The sequence below is a fragment of the Thiobacter subterraneus genome (assembly GCF_055379455.1).
Map to the genome: position 1 here is coordinate 693,382 of NZ_AP042402.1, position 21,345 is coordinate 714,726.

18 protein-coding genes are annotated in these 21,345 nt (G+C 66.6%); 6 read left to right on the top strand and 12 right to left on the bottom strand.

Annotated elements, in window-relative coordinates:
* Positions 1-6 precede the first annotated feature (6 nt).
* The 4 genes from ACZ42P_RS03625 to ACZ42P_RS03640 form a co-directional block, all read right to left on the bottom strand.
* Complete coding sequence (locus tag ACZ42P_RS03625) at positions 7-618, bottom strand: glutathione S-transferase (RefSeq protein ID WP_464899360.1); 612 nt, start codon at positions 616-618, stop codon at positions 7-9.
* 101 nt (positions 619-719) lie between these two features.
* Entirely contained in the window at positions 720-3,281 is a 2,562-nt protein-coding gene (acnB, locus tag ACZ42P_RS03630; protein ID WP_464898735.1) for a bifunctional aconitate hydratase 2/2-methylisocitrate dehydratase, read from the bottom strand.
* 70 nt (positions 3,282-3,351) lie between these two features.
* Positions 3,352-4,056 carry an alpha/beta fold hydrolase gene (locus ACZ42P_RS03635; protein ID WP_464898736.1) on the bottom strand — a complete coding sequence of 235 codons (705 nt, stop codon included), beginning with the start codon at positions 4,054-4,056 and terminating at the stop codon, positions 3,352-3,354.
* On the bottom strand, positions 4,053-4,634 hold the full coding sequence (locus ACZ42P_RS03640; RefSeq protein ID WP_464898737.1) for a uracil-DNA glycosylase family protein: 582 nt from the start codon (positions 4,632-4,634) through the stop codon (positions 4,053-4,055). Before ACZ42P_RS03640 ends, ACZ42P_RS03635 begins: the two co-directional genes overlap by 4 nt.
* A 123-nt stretch (positions 4,635-4,757) precedes the next feature.
* On the opposite strand from ACZ42P_RS03640, the gene ACZ42P_RS03645 reads away from it, so the two are divergent.
* From ACZ42P_RS03645 to ACZ42P_RS03660, 4 genes are all read left to right on the top strand, one after another.
* Positions 4,758-5,270: a DsrE family protein gene (locus ACZ42P_RS03645; protein WP_464898738.1), complete on the top strand. Its 513-nt coding sequence runs from the start codon at positions 4,758-4,760 to the stop codon at positions 5,268-5,270.
* A gap of 64 nt (positions 5,271-5,334) precedes the next feature.
* On the top strand, positions 5,335-6,705 hold the full coding sequence (gene purB, locus ACZ42P_RS03650) for an adenylosuccinate lyase (protein ID WP_464898739.1): 1,371 nt from the start codon (positions 5,335-5,337) through the stop codon (positions 6,703-6,705).
* Between the two features lie 57 nt (positions 6,706-6,762).
* Positions 6,763-7,617, top strand: coding sequence for a thioredoxin (trxA, locus tag ACZ42P_RS03655; RefSeq protein ID WP_464898740.1), 855 nt, complete (start codon positions 6,763-6,765; stop codon positions 7,615-7,617).
* A 58-nt stretch (positions 7,618-7,675) separates the two neighbouring features.
* A complete protein-coding gene (locus tag ACZ42P_RS03660) occupies positions 7,676-8,437 on the top strand; it encodes a GAF domain-containing protein (protein WP_464898741.1) in 762 nt (253 codons plus the stop codon).
* 9 nt (positions 8,438-8,446) lie between these two features.
* Here the strand turns inward: ACZ42P_RS03660 and ACZ42P_RS03665 are convergent, their stop codons facing one another.
* The 4 genes from ACZ42P_RS03665 to glgC all read right to left on the bottom strand — a co-directional run bounded on the left by ACZ42P_RS03665 (position 8,447) and on the right by glgC (position 14,279).
* Complete coding sequence (locus ACZ42P_RS03665) at positions 8,447-8,938, bottom strand: FKBP-type peptidyl-prolyl cis-trans isomerase (RefSeq protein ID WP_464898742.1); 492 nt, start codon at positions 8,936-8,938, stop codon at positions 8,447-8,449.
* A gap of 213 nt (positions 8,939-9,151) precedes the next feature.
* Complete coding sequence (locus ACZ42P_RS03670; protein ID WP_464898743.1) at positions 9,152-11,161, bottom strand: alpha-amylase/4-alpha-glucanotransferase domain-containing protein; 2,010 nt, start codon at positions 11,159-11,161, stop codon at positions 9,152-9,154.
* 39 nt (positions 11,162-11,200) lie between these two features.
* Complete coding sequence (locus tag ACZ42P_RS03675) at positions 11,201-12,946, bottom strand: glycoside hydrolase family 57 protein (protein WP_464898744.1); 1,746 nt, start codon at positions 12,944-12,946, stop codon at positions 11,201-11,203.
* A gap of 25 nt (positions 12,947-12,971) precedes the next feature.
* Complete coding sequence (gene glgC / locus ACZ42P_RS03680; RefSeq protein ID WP_464898745.1) at positions 12,972-14,279, bottom strand: glucose-1-phosphate adenylyltransferase; 1,308 nt, start codon at positions 14,277-14,279, stop codon at positions 12,972-12,974.
* A 182-nt stretch (positions 14,280-14,461) separates the two neighbouring features.
* Here glgC and glgB point away from each other — a divergent pair, with 182 nt between their 5' ends.
* Both glgB and pgi read left to right on the top strand, forming a co-directional pair.
* Positions 14,462-16,648: a 1,4-alpha-glucan branching protein GlgB gene (gene glgB / locus ACZ42P_RS03685; RefSeq protein WP_464898746.1), complete on the top strand. Its 2,187-nt coding sequence runs from the start codon at positions 14,462-14,464 to the stop codon at positions 16,646-16,648.
* A gap of 1 nt (position 16,649) precedes the next feature.
* Complete coding sequence (gene pgi, locus ACZ42P_RS03690; RefSeq protein ID WP_464898747.1) at positions 16,650-18,290, top strand: glucose-6-phosphate isomerase; 1,641 nt, start codon at positions 16,650-16,652, stop codon at positions 18,288-18,290.
* 3 nt (positions 18,291-18,293) lie between these two features.
* Here the strand turns inward: pgi and ACZ42P_RS03695 are convergent, their stop codons facing one another.
* The 4 genes from ACZ42P_RS03695 to ACZ42P_RS03710 form a co-directional block, all read right to left on the bottom strand.
* Positions 18,294-19,103, bottom strand: a complete 810-nt coding sequence (locus ACZ42P_RS03695; RefSeq protein WP_464898748.1) for a cobalamin-binding protein — start codon at positions 19,101-19,103, stop codon at positions 18,294-18,296.
* A gap of 65 nt (positions 19,104-19,168) precedes the next feature.
* Positions 19,169-19,777: a histidine phosphatase family protein gene (locus ACZ42P_RS03700; RefSeq protein ID WP_464898749.1), complete on the bottom strand. Its 609-nt coding sequence runs from the start codon at positions 19,775-19,777 to the stop codon at positions 19,169-19,171.
* A gap of 9 nt (positions 19,778-19,786) precedes the next feature.
* Positions 19,787-20,710: a CobD/CbiB family protein gene (locus ACZ42P_RS03705; protein ID WP_464898750.1), complete on the bottom strand. Its 924-nt coding sequence runs from the start codon at positions 20,708-20,710 to the stop codon at positions 19,787-19,789.
* A gap of 1 nt (position 20,711) precedes the next feature.
* Positions 20,712-21,242 carry a GyrI-like domain-containing protein gene (locus ACZ42P_RS03710; RefSeq protein WP_464898751.1) on the bottom strand — a complete coding sequence of 177 codons (531 nt, stop codon included), beginning with the start codon at positions 21,240-21,242 and terminating at the stop codon, positions 20,712-20,714.
* Positions 21,243-21,345 lie beyond the last annotated feature (103 nt).

A 21,345-nucleotide genomic window follows, 5' to 3' on the forward strand; every position in this document is an offset into this window, starting at 1 on the left:
GGAAGTTCAGGCCACGGGGACCGTCACCTGGAAGGGCTCCATGGCGAACAGTTTTTCCGCGAGCCTGCCCAGGTTGGGATGGGCCTCGCGCCACTGGATTTCCGGGAAGCGGAAATCCAGGTAGCCGAGGCAGCAGCCGACGGCGATGTCGGCGAGGTTCATGGTCTCTCCGGTGCAGAATTTCTTCTCGCCGAGCTCCTCGGACATCGCTTCCAGGCCGCGGAACACCTTCTGTTCCTGGCGCACGATCCAGTCATGGCTCTGGCATTCCGGGCTGCGCCGGGTACGCTCCAGATAGATGAGCGCCGCGGCATCGGCGATGCCGTCTGCCAGCGCCTCCCATTTCTTCACCGCGATGCGCTGCCGGTTACCCTCCGGAATGAGGCGCGAGACGGGGGTGACGCTGTCCAGGTACTCGGCGATCACGCGCGAGTCATAGAGGGCCGTGCCGTCGTCCATCACCAGGACCGGCACCTTGCCCAGCGGGTTGGCATCCGGCACCCTGGTCTCCGCCGCCCACGGCACGTCCACCACGAATTCCAGCTCGATGTGTTTTTCCATGGCCACGATGCGCACCTTGCGCACGAAGGGACTCGTCAGCGAACCGATCAGCTTCATCATCTATTCCCACGAAAAAACCGAAACGCGGAAGTCGCGCAGTCTGGGATGACGCCCACCCGGCATGCGCCCGGTGCGGCTGCCACCCTCGCCCTTTGCTGCTAGGCCTGTACCAGGGGAATGACCTTCCCCGGCCTAATGTATTGCTCCATCTGGTGGAAATTCAGGTAGCGGTAGATGTTGTCCGCCAGCGGCGCGATTTTCTGCTCCACCACCGCCAGGTATTCCTCCACGCTGGGGATGCGTCCCAGCCGGGCGCACACGGCGGCGAGCTCCGCCGAACCGAGATAGACACGCGCACCCTTGCCCATGCGGTTGTCGAAATTGCGGGTGCTGGTGGAGAACACGGTGGCATTGTCCGCCACCCGTGCCTGGTTGCCCATGCACAGGGAACAGCCCGGCATCTCCGTGCGCGCGCCCACCCGCCCGAAGATGGCATACACGCCCTCCTCGCGCAGCTGGGCCTCATCCATGCGCGTGGGCGGGGCGATCCACAGCCGTGTGGGAATGAGGCCGGCATCCTCCAGCACGCGCCCCGCCGCACGGTAGTGGCCGATGTTGGTCATGCAGCTGCCGATGAAGACCTCGTCGATCCTGTCACCGGCCACGGCCGACAGGGGTTTGATGTCGTCCGGATCGTTGGGACAGGCCACCAGCGGCTCCCGGATCTCATTTAGGTCGATCTCCAGCACGTAGGCGTATTCCGCGTCGGGATCGGGCTCCAGCAGCTCCGGTTTGGCGAGCCAGGCGCGCATGGCATCGATGCGCCGCTGCAGGGTGCGCGCGTCCTGGTAGCCACGTTCGATCAAATGTTCCAGGAGGACGATGTTGGAGTTGAGGAACTCGATGATGGGCTCCTTGTTGAGCCGCACCGTGCAGCCGTTGGCGGAACGCTCCGCGGATGCGTCGGCGAATTCGAACGCCTGCTCCACCTTGAGATCCGGCAGCCCCTCGATCTCCAGGATGCGGCCGTTGAAAACATTCTTCTTGCCCTGCTTCCCTACCGTGAGCACACCCTGCTGGATGGCCACGTAGGGGATGGCATTGACCAGGTCGCGCAGGGTGATGCCGGGTTGCATCTTGCCCTTGAAGCGCACCAGCACCGATTCCGGCATGTCGAGCGGCATGACACCCATGGCGGCGGCGAAGGCCACCAGCCCGGAACCCGCGGGGAAGCTGATGCCGATGGGGAAGCGGGTGTGGGAATCGCCCCCGGTGCCCACGGTGTCCGGCAGCAGCATCCGGTTCAGCCAGGAATGGATCACGCCGTCGCCCGGCTTGAGGGACACGCCGCCGCGCGACGAGATGAATTCCGGCAGCTCGTGCTGCAGCTTGATGTCCACCGGCTTGGGATAGGCCGCGGTATGGCAGAAGCTCTGCATCACCAGGTCGGCCGAAAAGCCCAGGCAGGCCAGCTCCTTCAATTCGTCGCGGGTCATGGCGCCGGTGGTGTCCTGGGAGCCCACGGTGGTCATTTTCGGCTCGCAGTAGGTGCCGGGGCGCACCCCCGCCACCCCGCAGGCGCGGCCGACGATCTTCTGCGCCAGGGTAAAGCCCTTGCCGGTGTCCTTGGGCGCCACCGGCCTGATGAACGCTTCGGAAGGAGGCAGCCCCAGCGCCTCACGCGCCTTGTTGGTCAGGCCACGGCCGATGATGAGGGGGATGCGCCCCCCGGCGCGGATCTCGTCCGGCAGCGTGCGCGGTTCCAGGCGGAAGGTGGCGATGACCTGCCCCGCCTCGTCCGTGATTTCGCCCCGGTAGGGATGGATGGTGATGACCTGCCCCATCTCCATGCGTGTGACGTCGCACTGGATGGGCAGCGCCCCGGAATCCTCGGCCGTATTGAAAAAGATGGGGGCGATCTTGCCGCCGAGCACGATGCCGCCGGTACGCTTGTTGGGCAGGTGGGGAATGTCCTGCCCCATGTGCCACTGCACGGAATTGATCGCCGACTTGCGCGAGGAGCCCGTGCCCACCACATCGCCCACGAAGGCCAGCGGAAGGCCCTTTTCCTTGAGTTTGGCGATGATTTCCAGCGCATCCGGCATCTTGTTGCTGAGCATGGCCCGGGCATGCAGGGGAATGTCCGGACGCGACCAGGCTTCCTGCGCGGGAGAAAGATCGTCGGTGTTGGTTTCCCCCGGCACCTTGAACACCACACAGCGGATGGCCTCGGCCAGCGGCGCGCGGGTGGTGAACCACTCCGCCTCGGCCCAGGATTCCAGGAGCGCCCGCGCGTGGGGATTGCCCGCTTTGAACTTGTCCACCACGTCGTGGAAGGCATCGAACATCAGGATGGTGTGGGACAGCGCCTGTACCGCATCCGGCGCCAGGGTGGCGTCGTCCAGGAGCTCGATGAGGGGCGCCACGTTGTAGCCGCCCAGCATGGTGCCCAGGATCTGCACCGCGTGCTGGCGGCAGATGAGGGGCGACTGTGCCCGGCCCCGCGCCACGTCGGCGAGGAAGGCCGCCTTGACGTAGGCCGCCTGGTCCACGCCGGGCGGCACGCGGTTTTCCAGGAGGTCGAGCAGAAAATCTTCCTCGCCGGCGGGGGGATTCTTGATGAGTTCCACCAGGGCGGCGACCTGTTCGGCGTTGAGGGGAAGCGGCGGCAGCCCCTGGGCCGCGCGCTCCGCGACATGGGCACGGTAGGCTTCGAGCATGGGTGTGGGTTGGCAGGCTGAAAAAAGAACGCGGATTATACCATCCGGGCATCACCGCCCCTGCTTGGGCTCAGGCGAGCCCGTGCCGCGCCAGGAAATCCAGCGTGACCTGCACCGCCTCGCGCGCGTGGGTCTGCAGCAGCATGTGGGGCGCCGGCAACTCCACCACCTCCAGGCTGGGACACGCCCGGCGCAGGGCCGCTACGGCCTGCGGTCCCACCAGACGGTCGTCGCGGGCGCGCAGATAGAGGAGCGGCAGCCTCACGTCCGCCAGGCGTCCACACAGATCGGTGCGGCGGATGTCCGCCACCCGCCGCGCCAGCACCTCCGGACGCACCGCAGCGGCGGAGGCCTCGAGATCCTCCAGCAGCCCGGGGGATGCGGCGTGGCCGAGAAAATAATGGCGCAACAGCCAGCGCGGCGGCGGCAGCCGGAACAGCCAGGCTCCCGGCACTGCCGTCAGCAGGCGCAACGGCCCCGTGAGGGGACAGGCACAAAAACCCGCCGCGAACACCACCGCGCGCAGCCCCGGCACCCGCCGGGCCGCGAGTTCGATGGCGATCAGCCCGGAAAAGGACTCCGCCAGGGCCACCCAGGCGGTCTCCGCCTGCACCTCGGCGGCCACCCGCGTCACCAGCTCCGGGAGCGCGAGGGCCTGCTTCGGCGGATAGGACAGCGCGCGGTGGGGAATGCCGCGTGCCTCGAGTTCGGCCCGCAGCGTGCGAAAACGGCCGATGCCGTCCAGCCCGGGCAGCAGGATCCAGGTGGGCCTCATGCCAGTGCGGCGCGGACCTGCGCCCGCAACAGCGGCAGCACCTCCGCCTCGAACCAGGGATTCTGCCTGAGCCAGAGCTGGTTGCGCGGACTGGGATGGGGCAGGGGAAAATAATGGGGCAGGTATTCCCGGCAGGCCGCCACCGTCTCGCGCAGGGTGGGCTTGCGCCGCGGACCGAGATAGTAGGCCTGGGCATATTGCCCCACCAGCAGGGTGAGCCGGATGCGGGGCATGAGGGCGAGCAGGCGTGGATGCCACAGGGGGGCGCACTCGGGGCGGGGCGGGGCATCCCCGCGCGGACCGCTGCCGGGGTAACACAAGCCTGCCGGGACGATGGCGATGTGGCGCCCGTCATAGAACCGTTCGCGGTCCATGTCCAGCCACGCCCGCAGACGGTCACCGGAAGGATCGTTCCAGGGAATGCCGGTCTCGTGCACCCGCCGCCCCGGCGCCTGCCCCACGATGAGCAGCCGCGCCGTGGCCGACGCGCGCAACACCGGCCGTGGCCCCAGCGGCAGGTGGTCTTCGCACAGGCGACAGGCACGGATTTCGGCGAGAAGTCGGTCGAGCGCGGCCATGGCCCATTGTAACGGCCCTGATGCGTTGGCCCGGGAACGGCGCACCCTGTTGACGGCTCCAACGAAGCGGCTGCGCCGCCATGCCTGCGCCCGGCGCTGCCACCAGCCATGGAGATCATTGCCATGCCCAAGACCCTCGTGCCCGCCCTGGCCTGCCTGTTTGCCTCCCTGTGTGCCTGGGCCGCCGACCACCCGGTGGTGGCGCGCCTGCTGGCGGAGAACGAGCCGCCCCCGGGCGTCGTGTTCGAAATCGTCACCGCCGATCCCCAAGCGCTTGCCTGGGCGGTACCCCAGGTGAGCGACTACGCGCGGCGGCTGCGGGCGCGCTTTCCCGACCTGCCGCTGGCGGTGGTGAGCCACGGGCGGGAAATGTTCGCCCTCACCCGCGAGGGCCGTGCCACGGCGTCCGAGGTCCATGGCGGCATCGAACGCCTGTCCCGCGTGGAGGGCATCCCGGTCCATGTGTGTGAGACCTATGCCGGCTGGCGTGGCGTGGGAGCGGAAGCGTTTCCGGACTACGTGAGCGTGTCGGCCGCCGGACCGGCGCAGGTCAACGACTACCGGGCCCTGGGCTACGTGCTGGTCAGGATCACCGGCCCGGCCCCCCGGGGTGGGCCGCCTGATCGGGTAGAATAGTTGTTTTTGCCCGCCCGCCGGACGGGCCGCCCCCGTTGCCGACAACGCATTCCGATAGGCCACCATGGAACTGTCCCCTCTCACTGCCCTGTCCCCCCTCGATGGCCGTTATGGTTCCCGCATGGCGGGTCTGCGTCCCCTGTTTTCCGAATTCGGGCTGATGAAGCACCGGGTGCAGGTGGAGATCGAGTGGCTCAAGGCCCTGGCCGCCGAGCCGGCCATCAAGGAGGTGCCGCCATTTTCCCCCGCCACGGTGGCCGAGCTCGATGCGCTGGCAGCCAATTTCAGCGAAGCGGATGCCCAGGCGGTGAAGGACATCGAGGCCGTCACCAACCACGACGTGAAGGCCATCGAGTATTTCCTCAAGCAGCGCCTCGCTGGCAATGCCGAGGTGATGCGGGTGGCGGAGTTCATTCACTTCGCCTGCACGTCCGAGGACATCAACAACCTGTCCCACGCCCTGATGCTCAAGGCAGGGCGCGACCAGGTGCTGCTGCCGGCCCTGGACCGGCTTTTGGAAAAGCTCACCGAGCTGGCCCATGCCTGGGCCGATCTGCCCATGCTGGCCCATACCCACGGCCAGCCCGCCTCCCCCACCACGGTGGGCAAGGAATTCGCCAACGTGGCGTACCGGCTGAAGGCGGCGCGCGAGCGCTTCGCCGGGGTGGTCATGCTGGGCAAGATCAATGGCGCGGTGGGCAATTACAACGCCCATCTCGTGGCCTATCCGGACTTCGACTGGGAAGGCTTCGCGCGCCGCTTCGTGGAAAACCTCGGTCTGCGTTTCAATCCCTACACCATCCAGATCGAGCCCCACGACTACATGGCCGAGCTGTTCGACGCGCTGGCGCGCGTCAACACCATCCTGATCGACCTGGACCGGGACGTGTGGGGCTACATTTCCCTGGGTTATTTCAGGCAGAAGGTCAAGGCCGGTGAGGTGGGTTCCAGCACCATGCCCCACAAGGTGAACCCCATCGACTTCGAGAATTCCGAAGGAAACCTGGGGGTGGCCAACGCCCTGCTGCGTCACCTCGCGGAAAAGCTGCCGGTGTCGCGCTGGCAGCGCGATCTCACCGATTCCACCGTGCTGCGCAACATGGGGGTGGCCCTGGGCTATGCCCTGCTGGGCTTCGAGTCCTGCCTGCGCGGCCTGAACAAGCTGGAGGCCAACGCGCAGCGCCTCGACGAGGATCTGGACGCCAACTGGGAAGTGCTGGCCGAGCCCATCCAGACCGTGATGCGCCGTTACGGCGTGCCCAATCCCTACGAGCAGCTCAAGGAGCTGACCCGCGGCAAGAGCGGCATCACGCGCGAAACCCTGGCCGCCTTCATCCGGCAACTGCCCATTCCCGAGCCGGAAAAGGCGCGCCTGCTGGCCCTCACCCCGCACACCTACACCGGCATGGCCGCCATCCTCGCGCAGCGTGTCTGACGGTTGAAACAAGCCCGGGCCGACATCACATAACGAGGATCGACTTGGGAGAACATCATGGGAAGCCATTCTTTCGACGTCACCGCTGCCAACTTCAAACAGGTCGTGCTCGATGCGCCGAAGAACGTGCCGGTGCTGGTGGACTTCTGGGCCACCTGGTGCGGTCCCTGCCGCGTGCTCAAGCCCATCCTGGAAAAGCTCGCCGATGAATACCAGGGCCGCTTCATCCTGGCCAAGGTGGAGACGGATGCCAATCCGGAACTGGCCGCTCAGTTCGGCATTCGCGGCGTGCCCACGGTCAAGGCCTTCCTCAACGGCGAGATGGTGGATGAGTTTTCGGGCGCGCTGCCCGAATCCCAGGTGCGCGCCTTCATCGACGCCCTGATTCCCTCCCCCGGCGAGGCCCTGCGCCAGCAGGCGCAGGCCGTCTACGCCAGCGGCGATGCGGCGCAGGCGCTGAAACTGCTGGGCGAAGCCTCCAAACTCGACCCCCGCAACGAAAAGATCCGCATCGACGCCGCTGCGATCATGGTGGACCTGGGCGAGATGGCGGAAGCCGGCCGGCTGCTGGCCAGCCTGTCCCCGAATACGGCGCAGGAGCCGAGGGTGCAGGAACTGCTCGCCCGTATCGAATTTGCCGAAAAAGCCAAGGGCCTGCCCGACGAGGCAACCCTCCGGTCACGTATCGCGGCCAACGAGAACGACCTGGAGGCGCGCCTGCAGCTTGCCAATCTCCATATAGCGCAGGGACAGTACGAACCGGCACTGGAGCAGCTGCTGGAGATCGTGCGCCGCGACCGCAGCTTCCAGGATGACATCGGCCGCAAGACCATGATTTCCGTCTTCAATCTCCTCGGCGGCGGGGAGCTGGTGTCGAAATACCGGCGGCTCCTGGCGAGCGCCCTCAACTGAGCCGCAGCATCGCCGCTATTGCCTATACTGGGCTTTGGTGCCCGGTCTGGGGGTCGAGATGGGCGATGCCGAGACGGTACTGCTGCGGCTGCAGGATTTAAGCCGGGTCCTGGATTTTAGCCGTGGCTTGCAGGAAAGCCTGCAGCAAATGGCGGCGACGGCGGCGCGCATCCTCAACGCGCGGCGCTGTTCCATCATGCTGCTCGACGAACACGAGGAACGCGAGGTGCGCCTGCGCGTGTTCGCCAGTCACGGCGAGCTGCCGGAAGCGGCCTTCCGGGAGACGACCCGGGCGGGCGAGGGCATCGCCGGCCACGTGCTGGCCAGCGGTACCCCGCTGCTGGTGGAGGACATCGCCCGTTCCGAGTTCGTGCGGGTGGCACGCCGGCTCACCGAGGGTGGGCGCAGCCTGATCTCGGCGCCCATCGTCATCGACGGCCACATCATCGGGGTGATCAACGTCAGCGACCCCCATGCCCCCCGCCCCTTCAATCTGGACGACCTCCATCTGCTGGAGGTGGTGGCCCTGTTCATCGGCAAATCCATCCAGGTGGTGCAGCTGCAGGGGGTGCTCAATTCCCGGTTCGCGCAGATGGCGCTGGCCCGGGAGGCAGAGACCAATGTCAGTGGCGCGGTGGCCGCGCTGGGGCAAAACCCCAATCAGCTCGCCAAGATCCTGGCCAAGTCCTTCTTCAAGGAAATGATCCGCGCCGGATTCACTGCCAGCCAGATCATCCATGCGGCGTCCGAAATCATCACCCAGCTCAACGCCCATCTCGGGCGCCTCAAGCGCCTGCAGAAGGAGCGCGGCCTGAAGTAGCGCCCCGGTTCAGTGCAGGGTGGGCGGCGTGCCGTCGCAGGGCCGCCCCTGGGCGATCTCCTCCGGTGTGGCATCCCGGATGGCAACCACGTTGACCACGAAGGTGACAGTCTTGCCGGCCAGGGGGTGGTTGGCATCGATGGTGAGCTTGCCATCCTCGATGCGCGTCACGCGGAATGTGAGGCTTTCCCCCTTTTCGTTCTCGAATTCCACCTCCGCCCCCAGACGGCGGTACTCGGGCGGCACGTTCTCGATGTCGTCGGTGTAGGTCAGGCGCGCATCGTGGGGCCCAAAGGCCTCCTCGGGGCTCAAGGTCACCTCGCGCCGGTCACCCACCCGCGCCCCCTCCAGGGCCTGCTCCACGGGCTCGAACAGACCGCTGTCTGCGCCATGCACGTAGCCGACGGGCAGATCCGACTGCTCATAGACCTCGCCACCATCGGTGAGGATGGAATAGGTGATGTACACCGCCTTGTTCTTGCTGACCACGGGTTCGGACACAGGGAATTCCTCGAAAGACGACAAAGCTCAGGTGACGGACGCCGCGGCGGCCCGCCGGCGAACGGGAGACGGATGCGCCGCCGGGAATGCACAGGGAGAACGCCGCCCGGCGCGCCCAGGCATGACGCAAACCGTGCTAGTCTAACCCATCCCGCAAGGCCGATCCACGCGCTGCCCCGTCGGCCGGGCCGGGCAGCAGCCGGGCGCCCGCGATCAGGCATGGCGCCGCACCTCGAGGGAAATCACCAGCCGCTCGCCCACCGCCGCCACCGGCCAGGTGAGCCGCAGGGCCACCGCCTGCATGATTTTCTCGAAACCTGCCTCGCTCTGGGAAACCGTGTGGTGCGGCCGCGCGTCGAGTTCTGCCGGCTGAGTGACCCGCAGCACCAGACTGCCGCCCAGCACGTCATCGGACAGCTCGATTTCCTCCAGGGCGTGCACCGCGAGAGGCTGGCCAAAGCCGCCGGGAATGCGCCCTGCCAGCACGTAGCGTCCGGCCGGACCGTCGCAGCTGGGCAGGGCGAGATTGAGCTCGGTGGTGAAGCGTCCGCGCAGGCTGCCGCCGAAGCGGTATTCCACCTCGAGGCGGCTGCCATCGAGGGTGTAGGTTTTGCGCACCTGCATGAGCTCCGTATCGGCCTCGAACACCGCGCCTGCACCGTCGAGCATCCGATACTGCAGGGGCTGCCCGCCTTCCTCATCGAGCCAGCCGTCACGGAACGAGCTGCGCCAGTGGGCATCCGGCGTCAGGTCCTCGGCCCGGATGGCGTGCTTGAAGCTCACGCGGTCATGGGCCGAGGCGATGCCCTCGCCCACATGGGGTGCATGCACGCTGTTGCCTGCGTGAATCCTGCGGTAGTAATGCTCGGTTTGGCGCGCCAGCGTGTCGCCGAAATTGTGGCCGAGATCGTAGGCATCCAGCTCGCACAGACTGGCGCTGCCGTCCAGCTTCACCACGGCCTGCAACGCGGCATTGTGCAGGAAGAGTTCGTCCACGCCGTCGAGATCCAGGTCTTTCCTCTCCAGCGCCGGGCGGGGCGCGGCCTGGTCCAGCAGTGCCTCCAGCCGCACGATGGCGTGATAGACCGCACGCCGCAGATGGGGCAGATACAGGCCACCGAACAGACCATGCCAGTAGGCATCGTTGGCCTGGGCCTGGTAGAGCAGATGGTGCATTTCCCCATGGCGCCCCGGCAGCGCATGCAGCCGGCGGGAGAGCTCCAGCATGCGCTTGTGCATCCAGTTGGATTCGGGATAGCGGCTGAAGAAATTCTTCCAGATGCCTCCGCGCAGAAAGGGCTTGTCGCGATCGAAGCGCCCTTCCTGTTTGGCCCGGGCCACGAGGTCCGCGTAATGGTTGGCCGCCTCGGCCGGCAGGGTCCATTCGTTCATCTCGATATAGGAAGTCGTGGGCACATAAATCACGCCTCGGGTGCGTTCGCGCGCCCGGTATTCGTCGAAGCGCATGGGCCGGATCACCGGCGAGGCCAGCACGCCCTGGATGAACTCGGTGAGCCAGCCGCGCTCATAGACCCATTCGTAGGTCTCGGGCCAGATTCCGAATTTCTCGATGTCGTCGAAATAGATGGCGGCCGGCTGGCCGGCGCCAGCCTGGGCCAGCCCCTCGATGTAGCGGACAGCCTCCGCTGCGGGCGCAAAGGGCAGGCGGTAACGCAGGGCCTCGGAAATGGGAAACAGATCGAGCCGGCGTCCGTCCTCCTCGGTGGTGTAATAGCCGGTCAGCTCGCCGGCTTGGCGCCCCGTGCACAGAAAGTGGTAGTCGTCCACGGTGACGTATTCGATGCCGGCCTCCGCCAGCGCCGGCACCACGGTGGCCTCCCACACACGTTCCGTGAGCCAGGCCCCACGGGGTCTCGCCCCGAAGCGGCGCTCGAGCTTGTCGGACAGCGCACGCACCTGTCCGACGCGGTCGCGCGCCGGGATCACCGCCAGCACCGGTTCCGTGTCCCCCGCCCCGAACAGCTCCACCTGGCCGCGCGCCACCATTTCCTGCAGCAGACGCATGTCCTCCGGGAATTTCTCCAGCAGATAGTCGAGCAGCCAGCCGGAGAAGTGCGCGGCAAAGCGGAAGGCCGGATAACGGTGCAGGGTGTGAATGAAGGGCCGGTAGCAGCGACGGTGGGCGTCTTCCAGCACCTCCGGAAAGTTGCCCACCGGCTGGTGGGCGTGGACACCGAACAACAGGGCGACGGTCTGGGTCATGCAGACAACCTTTGCAGAATGGCAGAAAACGGCGCAGCCTCAGCTGCCCCGGCGCATGGTACCGCCTGCCTCCACGCCCGGTGCGCCGCCCGCGTGGCCGGTGCTGATGGGATGCTCCAGCGCCGGCGGGGCGGGTAGATCGAGCAGGCGGTAGAGATTGGCGAGATTCTCGCGGAACAGACGGTCGAAACTCGCCACGCTGGCGGCGGGATTGTAGTCGCCGAACCACCAGAACCAGTCCGAGCTCTCGCAGTCCGCAAGCTGCTTGGCGGCGGCACGGCGCCGTTCTTCCGGCAGGCCACCCCGCGCCATGACGAGATCATAACTGGTCTTGGCGGCGCACAGCAGATCCCAGGCCCGGTTCTTGTCCGGCGAGCCGATCCAGGTGGAGAGCGTGCCATACACCCAGCTGCCGGCAACCACGCGTGGCAGCCGCCCGGCCACGGCGCAGCTTGCGCCGGTGGCCTGGGCGCCGCACTGGGCGAGGTAGTCGGAAAACGTCGTGGTGCGGATGAAGGGATGCCGGCTCAGCGCCTCGTAGAGCTCGGACAGGAAGTAATAGCCGTTGTAGGGGTAGTATTCCCAGGCGTTCTCACCGTCCAGGATCACGCTCACCACGGGGCTTTCGTGATCTTCGGTCTGGTGGTAGATCTGCTCCAGTTCCGCGATGAAGTGATTCACCGCGTCGCGTCCGAACCACTTGCCATACTCGAAACCGATCAGGTCGGACAGGCGGTCATCGCGAAAGAATACGCGGATGCGCAGCTCGCCCGTCTCGTCCTGCACTTCATAGGGCCGGTACATGTAGTCACGCTTCTGGGGCAGGGGCTGGCCGGTGGCACGCAGGCTGTTGACCAGCACCCCTTCGCCGCTCGCGGCCCAGGTCATGCCGTGACGCGCGAGCTGCAGCAGGACCGCGTGGGACACCGCGCCCTCCGCCGGCCACATGCCGGCCGCCGGCCGTCCAAAGCGCTGCTGGTGGCTGGTCCGGGCCGCATCGATGTGGAAAGCCAGACGCTCGGTGCCCCCGGGATAGGCCGGCGCTTCCGGCAGCAGCGCCTCGGGCCAGGCTTCGCGCGCACTCCTGAAATCCACCAGCAGCGGCGCGATGGGATGGTAGTAGGGGGTAGTGGACAGTTCGATGCGCCCCTCTTCGGCCAGCCGCCGGTAACGGGGGATGATGCCTGCGATCAGGTCGCCGATCAGTTCGAACAACTGCAGGCGGTCGGTGTAACTGAACAGGGTCCCCTGACTCATGAGGCGGGGCACCAGCTCGGTGCTGCGGCGCACCGTCTCGCCCATCCAGCTCAGGTGATACCAGGTGAGCAGATCGGAAAGATACTGGGACGACAAATAGTCGAAATGCTGGCCGCCATGGCTTTCGATCTGGCGGAACAGCTCCCGCAGCCGGCGATAGGCGGGATAGGGGTCGATCATGCTGGTGTGGTTGCAGCGGAAGCAGCGGTCCAGGATGAGATCCCGTTCGGCCGGGGTGACCGTCGACAAGTCCTCCCGCGCCAAGAGCCGCAGGAGGGGGTCGCGTATGGCGCCGGTGCGGAACTGTTCCGCGTAGTCCTCGAGCTGCTCCAGCAGGATGGGCACGAAATTGACCACCGCACGCATGCCCGGGTTCTGCTCCAGGTGCCAGGCCATGTCCGTGTAATCCTTGGTGGCGTGGAGATAGGTCCAGGGCAGGGCGAATTCCCGGCTGTCGTAACGCCGGTAATCCGGCTGGTGCATGTGCCAGCACAGGATCAGATTGAGGACGCGCCGGGGTTGATCCATGACAGGAATGCCCGGGGCCGGGCCTTCAGCGAACGTGGTGGATGTATTGCCCCAGCATCTCGGGCGTGATCAGGGTGATGCCGCGCTCCGTGACATAGAAGCGCTGGCGGTCCTTTTCGTGATCGAAGCCGACCTCCAGGCCGTCAGGAATGCGGCAGTGCTTGTCCACGACCACCCGACGCAGACGCACGTGCTTGCCAATATCCACCCGGGGCAGGATGACGGAATCGGTGATCTCGCTGTAGGCATCCACCCGCACGCTGGAGAACAGCACCGAGGAACGCACCGTGGCGCCGCTGATGATGCAGCCGCCGGAGACCATGCTGTCCACTGCCATGCCGCGCCGGTCCGGATCGTCGAACACGAACTTGGCGGGCGGCAGCTGTTCCTGGTAGGTCCAGATCGGCCATTTCTCGTCGTACAGGTTGAGGTCCGGCGTGATCTTGGCCAGCTCCATGTTGGCTTCCCAATAGGCATCCACCGTTCCCACGTCGCGCCAGTAGGGCACCTCGCCCGGCGCGCCCACGCAGCTGTCGGCGAAGCGGTGGGCGAACACCCGGTAGCGGCTCACCAGATAGGGAATGATGTCCTTGCCGAAGTCATGGGAGGATTCGGGATCGTCGGCATCGCGGATCAGCTGCTCGTACAGAAACTTGGCATTGAACACGTAAATGCCCATGCTGGCGAAGGCGCGCGTGGGGTCGTTGGGCATGGGCGTGGGGTTGGCCGGTTTCTCCTCGAATGCGATGATCCGGTTGTATTCGTCCACGCTCACCACACCGAAGGCCTTGGCATCCTCGATGGGCACTTCCAGGCAGGCGATGGTGACATCGGCCGCGGACGCGGCATGGGCCGCCAGCATCTCGCCGTAGTCCATCTTGTAGATGTGATCCCCGGCCAGGATCAGCACGAACTCCGGCCCGTAATGGCGCAGGATGTCCATGTTCTGGAACACCGCGTCGGCCGTGCCCTTGTACCACTCGTCCTCGCGGATGCGCTGCTGGGCCGGCAGCAGATCGATGAATTCGTTGAACTCGCCGCGCAAAAAGCCCCACCCACGCTGCAGATGCTGGATCAGGCTGTGGGCCTTGTACTGGGTGATGACACCGATGCGGCGGATGCCGGAATTGACGCAGTTGGAGAGGGGGAAGTCGATGATGCGGAACTTGCCGCCGAAGGGAACGGCGGGTTTCGCCCGCCAGTCGGTGAGATGTTTGAGGCGGCTGCCGCGCCCGCCGGCCAGGATCAGCGCCACCGTGTTCTTGGTGAGCAGACTGACGAAGCGGGGATACTCCTTTTGCCGCGGCTGCGGTCGGTCCTGAACGGCGTCCATTTCAACTGACCCGGGAAACGAGGTTGACAACTAAAACCGCGATGATTGTTTCTGCTCTGCCGCGCGAACCGGTACGTCTGCCGGGTTTGCGTGGCGGCTCGGCATTGTGTCTATAATCCCGTTACGCCTCAATGACGCCGGGCCTTCGGGCACCGAGCTCGTCCACATGCACTTTCCGGAACATGAAACACGACATCCCCAGCAAAGTCAATCCGGTTTACGACGCACTGCACGAGGCGCGGCTGCACGACCCCTTCGCCCATCTGGGCCTGCACCATACCGGCACGGAGTGGCTGGTGCGCGTATTCGCGCCCCACGACCAACGGGTTTGGCTCGAAACCGCCGCCGGCTGGCAGCCCCTGGAAAGGATGGATCCCCGCGGCGTGTTCGAATGGCGTTCGTCCGAGCGCCCACCGCTTCCCTACCGGCTGCGTTTCGACGATGGCTCGGCCAGCCGCGAAACCTACGATCCCTATGCCCTGCCCAACCCCATCGGCGAGCAGGATCTGTACCTGTTCAACGAGGGGCGGCTGCTGCAGGCCTGGCGCACCCTGGGCGCCCACGTGATGGAGATCCAGGGGGTGAGCGGCGTCAACTTCGCAGTCTGGGCACCCAATGCGGAACGGGTCAGTGTGGTGGGCGATTTCAACCACTGGGACGGGCGCGTGCATCCCATGCGTGTATTGGGTGCCAGCGGGGTCTGGCAGTTGTTCATTCCGGGGCTGGGCGAGGGCGCGCTGTACAAATTCGAGATCCGCAATCGCGACACCGGCAGTGTGTTCCTGAAAACCGATCCCTATGCCCGCGCCATGGAGCTGCGTCCGGGCACTGCCGCGCGCGTGGTGGGCCCCAGCTGCCACCGCTGGGGGGATGCCGCCTGGCTCGAGGCGCGCGCCCGTCACGACTGGCTGCACGCGCCCATGAACATCTACGAAGTGCATGCCGGTTCCTGGCGGCGCAAGGCCGACGGCGGTTTCCTCGGCTACCGGGAGCTGGCCGAGGTGCTGGTGCCCTATGTGAAGGAGATGGGCTTCACCCACATCGAGCTGATGCCCATATCGGAACACCCGCTGGACGAGTCCTGGGGCTATCAGACCACCGGCTATTTCGCTCCCACCTCCCGCTACGGCACACCGGACGATTTGCGGGCCTTCGTGGATCACTGTCACCAGGCCGGCATCGGCGTGATCCTCGACTGGGTGCCGGCCCACTTTCCCCGCGACGACTGGGCGCTGGCCCGTTTCGACGGCACCGCCCTGTACGAACACGAGGATCCGCGCCTGGGCGTACACCAGGACTGGGGCACCCTCATCTTCAACTACGGCCGCCATGAGGTGAAGAGTTTCCTGCTCTCCTCCGCCCACTACTGGCTGTCCGAATTCCACCTGGACGGGCTGCGCGTGGATGCGGTGGCCTCCATGCTCTACCTCGATTACTCGCGCAAGCCGGGAGAGTGGCTTCCCAACCGCTATGGCGGGCGGGAGAACCTGGAAGCGATCGACTTCCTGCGCGAGATGAACGTCATGGTCCACGAGGCCTTCCCGGGAGCGCTGACCTTCGCGGAGGAGTCCACCGCCTGGCCCATGGTGTCGCGGCCGGTCTATCTGGGCGGCCTCGGTTTCTCCATGAAATGGAACATGGGCTGGATGAACGACACCCTGAGCTATTTCGCCCACGATCCCGTGCATCGCCGCTACCACCACGACCAGCTCACCTTCGGCCAGCTCTACGCCTATACGGAGAATTTCGTGCTGCCCTTCTCCCACGACGAGGTGGTGCACGGCAAACGCTCCCTGCTCGACAAGATGCCGGGTGATGCCTGGCAGAAATTCGCCAACCTGCGTCTGCTGTTCACCTACCAGTTCACCACCCCGGGCAGGAAGCTCAATTTCATGGGCAACGAATTCGGCCAGGGCCGGGAATGGAACGTGCGCGACGGGCTCGACTGGTCCCTGCTCGAGGTGCACTGGCATCAGGGCATCAAGGCCTGTGTCCGGGATCTGAACCGCCTGTACCGGGAACTGCCTGCCCTGCACGAACTGGACTTCTTCCAGGAGGGCTTCCAGTGGATCGACTGCCACGACGCGGACCAGTCCACCCTGAGCTTCCTGCGCCGCGCGCGCAATGGCGAGTTCCTCGTGGTGGTGCTCAATTTCACGCCGGTGCCGCGCCAGGGTTATCGCATCGGCGTGCCCCAGGGCGGGTATTACGGCGAAATCTTCAACAGCGACTCCCTCTACTACGGCGGCAGCAACCTGGGCAACGGCCACGGCCTGCCGGCGCAGGCCGTGCCCTGGATGGGGTTTCCCCACTCCCTGGAACTGACGCTGCCGCCCCTGGCGGGCATCATTCTCAAGCGGGAGGGCTGACATGAGCGCTTTGACGCGCAGTCCGGCCTGGCGGGCGCTGAAGGCCCACCACCGGGAAATGGCCGGGGTGCACATGCGCGACCTGTTCGCGCGCGACCCCGACCGCTTCGCCCGGTTTTCCCTGCGCCTGGGCGACCTGCTGCTGGACTACTCCAAGAACATCATTACCGAACGCACCATGGCGCTGCTGTTCGATCTGGCGCGTCAGGAAGGCGTGACGGAACAGGCGGCGCGCATGTTCGCCGGCGAGAAAATCAACTTCACCGAAGGGCGGGCGGTGCTCCACGTGGCGCTGAGGAACCGCAGCAACCGGCCCATCCTGGTGGACGGTCAGGACGTGATGCCCAAGGTGAACAGGGTGCTGGCCCACATGCGCCAGTTCTGCGACCAGGTGCGCAGCGGCGCCTGGCGCGGCTACACCGGCAAACCCATCACGGACATCGTCAACATCGGCATTGGCGGCTCCGATCTGGGGCCGGTGATGGCCACCGAGGCGCTCAAACCCTGGTGGGGACCGATCAAACCCCACTTCGTCTCCAACGTGGACGGTACCCATCTGGCGGAGACCCTGAAAACACTCGATCCCGAGACGACCCTGTTCATCGTCTCGTCCAAGACCTTCACCACCCAGGAAACCCTCACCAACGCCCGCTCCGCGCGCGACTGGCTGCTCACCGCCGCTGAAAACGAAAAGGCCGTGGCGCGTCATTTCGTGGCGGTGTCCACCAATGCCGGGGAGGTGAAAAAGTTCGGCATCGACACCCGCAACATGTTCGAATTCTGGGACTGGGTGGGGGGCCGCTACAGCCTGTGGTCCGCCATCGGCCTGTCCATCGCCCTCACCATCGGCATGGACGCCTTCGAATCCATGCTCGCGGGCGCCCACGAAATGGACGAGCATTTCCGCACCGCCCCGCTGGAGCACAACCTGCCGGTGATCCTGGCCCTGTTGGGCATCTGGTACACGGATTTCTTCGGGGCGGAAACCCATGCCGTGCTGCCCTACGACCAGTACCTGCACCGGCTGCCGGCCTACCTGCAGCAGCTGGACATGGAAAGCAACGGCAAGCGCGTGCGGCGCGACCGCAAGGCCGTGGACTACGCCACCGGCCCGGTGCTGTGGGGCGAGCCCGGCACCAATGGCCAGCATTCCTTCTACCAGTTGATCCACCATGGCACGCGGCTGGTGCCGGCGGACTTCCTGGCTCCCATCGAAAGCCACAATCCCCTGGGGCAGCATCACATGATCCTGCTGTCCAACTTCTTCGCCCAGACCGAGGCACTGATGCGGGGCAAGACCGAGGAGGAAGCGCGGGCGGAACTGGAAGCCGCCGGCGTCCGGGGGCGCCGCCTGAAACAGCTGCTGCCCCACAAGGTGTTCCCGGGCAACCGTCCCACCAATTCCATCCTGTTCCAGAAGCTCGACCCGCCCACCCTGGGCAAGCTGATCGCCCTCTACGAACACAAGGTGTTCGTGCAGGGGGTGATCTGGAACATCAATTCCTTCGATCAGTGGGGCGTGGAACTGGGCAAACAGCTCGCCCAGACAATCCAGCCGGAGCTTCAGGGCCCGGCACCCGTGACCAGCCACGACAGCTCCACCAACGGGCTCATCAACTACTACAAGAGCCGGCGGCGCTGAACCCTAGCGGCGTGCCCGCTCGAGATCGGCGCAAAGCTGCCGGATTCCCCCGACCATGCGTGGCGTGGCACGGTGCATGAGGTCCGCATCGGCAAAATAGACGTGGCCCCGGGCCGCCGCGGTGGGCCGGTTCGCCCCGCGCCACTGGGCGAGGAGGCGGTCGCGGCGTGGGCGTTCGCCGCTCACCACGATCACCTCCGGGTCGGCCTCGAGCAGAGCTTCCATGGACACCGTCGGGGTGAGGGGGGCAAGCCCGGCGAACACGTTGCGGCCGCCGCACAGCGCGATCGCCTCGCTGATGATGTGACGGCCGTTCACCGTCATCAGCGGCTCATGCCAGATCTCGTAGAACACCCGCACGGGAGGGCGGTCCGCGTAGCGGGCCTTAAGGCCGCGCAGCGCCTCCCGCACCTGGAAGGCGGCGCGTGTCGCCTCGTAGCCGGTGCCGGCGAGCCGGCCGATGAGCTCGATGTGACGCGCGATGTCGTCCAGCCGCCGCGGTTCGGTCACCACCACGGGAATGCCCAGAGTGGCCAGGCGTTCCACCTCCGCCCGCTGCCCCCCCGAGGCCCAGGCCAGGACCAGATCCGGTTTCAGGGCCAGAATGCGTTCCATGTCCACCCGGCCCGCGCCACCCACCACGGGCAGCGCCGCCACCGCCGGGGGATGGTCGCTGTGGGCGGAGACGCCCACCAGCCGGTCTCCGGCGCCCGCGGCGAACACCAGCTCCGCCAGGTGGGGGGCCAGGGTGACGATGCGCCCCACCGGAATCGTCACGGTCACCGCGCGCCCTGCGTCATCGACGACAGGCACCTGCCCGGCGGGGGCCGCCGCAGGGATCCACAGGAGCGCGGCAAGGAGGAGTAAACGGGCGGCGCTCAAAGGGAGCCGGCGTGGAAACGCAGCTGGGCCAGGGCGTCGGGGCCGCTGCCCTCGACCGTGATACGGGTGATGCCGGCGCTGGGCACGTCGATGCGATAGGCACGCGCGAGGGGAATGCCCAGCACGTGGGCAAGGGCCATGCGAATCACGCCTGCATGGCACACCACCAGGAGATGCTTGCCGGCGTGAGTCGCGACCAGCTCGTCCCAGGCGGCGGCGACCCGCGCCAGGAAATCCTCCAGGGGTTCCGCGCCGGGGGGACGCTGGGTGACGGGATCGCGCCGGAAGCGGGCGATGATGTCCGGATCGCGGGCGCGCAGCTGATCCGGCGTCTGACCCTCCCAGTCTCCGAAACCCACTTCCATCAGGCGTGCGTCCACCGTGAGGGGCAGCCCCTGCTTGCGCGCCAGTTCCTCGGCGAAGGCGCGGCAGCGTGCCAGGGGCGAGCTCACGATGTGGTGCCACGGCCGCTGCTCGCCAATGGCCGCGTGCATCTGCGCCCAGCCCTTTTCGCTCAGGGGGTCATCGGTCTGACCGCGGTACTTGCGCCCCCCCACGGGTTCGCCGTGGCGCATCAGATCGATGGTGGTGACGGGTTGATACATGCCCCCTCCCTAACGCGCCGCGATACCGGCCAGCGTCCACAGCAGGAGCACGGCCAGCCACAGCACCACGGTGCGCCACACCAGCCCCACCGCACCGTCCACGTGCTCGGCGTCGGCGGCGGCCCCGACCCCCAGCTCGGGCCGCACTTCCACGCGGCCGGGATATTCCAGGGGTTCGCCCAGGCGCACGCCCAGCGCCCCCGCCCCGGCAGCCAGCACCATGCCCTGCAGGCGCTGCGCCCAGGCCGCTGCCTGCTCGCGCCAGCAGTAGATGGCGTCCTCGAAGTTGCCCATCACCGCGAAACTCAGGGCGAGCAGGCGCGCCGGCAGCCAGTCCAGCCAGCGGAAGGCATCCAGGGCAAACAGGCCGAAACGGCCGAACTCCTGCGGATCCAGCACACCCCATTTCTGGTACAGCACGTGGGCCAGACGATAGAGCACTGCGCCCGCGGGACCCAACAGCACGAACCAGAAGGCCACCCCGAAGAACTGCCGGTGGGCACAGGAGAGCAACTGCTCGATGGTCAGCCGGGACAGGGCATTGGCATCGAGTCCCTCCGTGACCGTGCCGTGCCAGTTCCGGAGTTCCTGGCGGGCGGCTTCCACCTCGCCGGCGCGCAGCTTTTCCGCGATGCGCGCCGCCGTGTCCGTGAAGTGGCGCAGGCCCAGGGTGATGTAGAGCACCGCCACATCCAGTGCCAGGAGCGGCAACGAACCCCCCTTGGCGGCGAGTACATGCCCGGCCGCCACCAGAAAAACGGGGGGCAGCACCGCCAGGGCCCAGGCGAGCACGCCGTAGCGGTAGCGTCCGCCATTGAGTTGGCGCTCCAGGAAATTGGCGTAACGGGCGAATTGGACATAGAGCTGGAGACGGTGGCGCAAGGGCTGGAAGTGTTCCAGCACCAGGACCGCCACCAGACTCAGGAAGGACATGTCAGCGCTCCATTTCCACCGACAGTTCGCCCACGCGATAAACCTCGGGCGGGCTGTCGTAGATCTCCACCGTGGGCATCCGGATGTCCCCGTTCTGCATCGCGAGATGATCGTGCAGGGCCTGGTAGGCCTTGCTCGGCGCCAGCAGCGCCGCTGCCCGCACCCGCGCGACGAGCACCCGCCGGGCGGGAATCTCGCCCAGAAGCAAAGGCGCCGCCGGCTGCACGCCGGGGCCGATGAGATAGCCGGTGCGCGCCCGCAGCTGGCTGCGCGCCACCTTGCGCGGATCGTCCAGCAGCACCGTGATGGCGGCACCAGCCGCGAGGTTCTGCTGCGCCATCAGGGCGCGCACCCGCGCCTGGGTTTCGGGCAGGCGGGCATAGTCGCCCGTGTGATCCAGATAGGCAAAACGGTAAGGCCCCCGCTCCGCCTCGCTGATCTCCACCCGGTTGAAGCCGCCCCACCAGGCGAACACCGCGACCAGGGGCAGCACGAAAGCAAGAAGGATGATCAGCCAGTGTTTCTTGAGCAAGGGAGACTCCGGCGGGAGGGACCCCGGCGGGCAGTTGTCAGTCCGCCGTCGGCACACCATGCCGGCGTTGGGCTTGAATGCCCCCAGCCCGCACGCGTCCGCA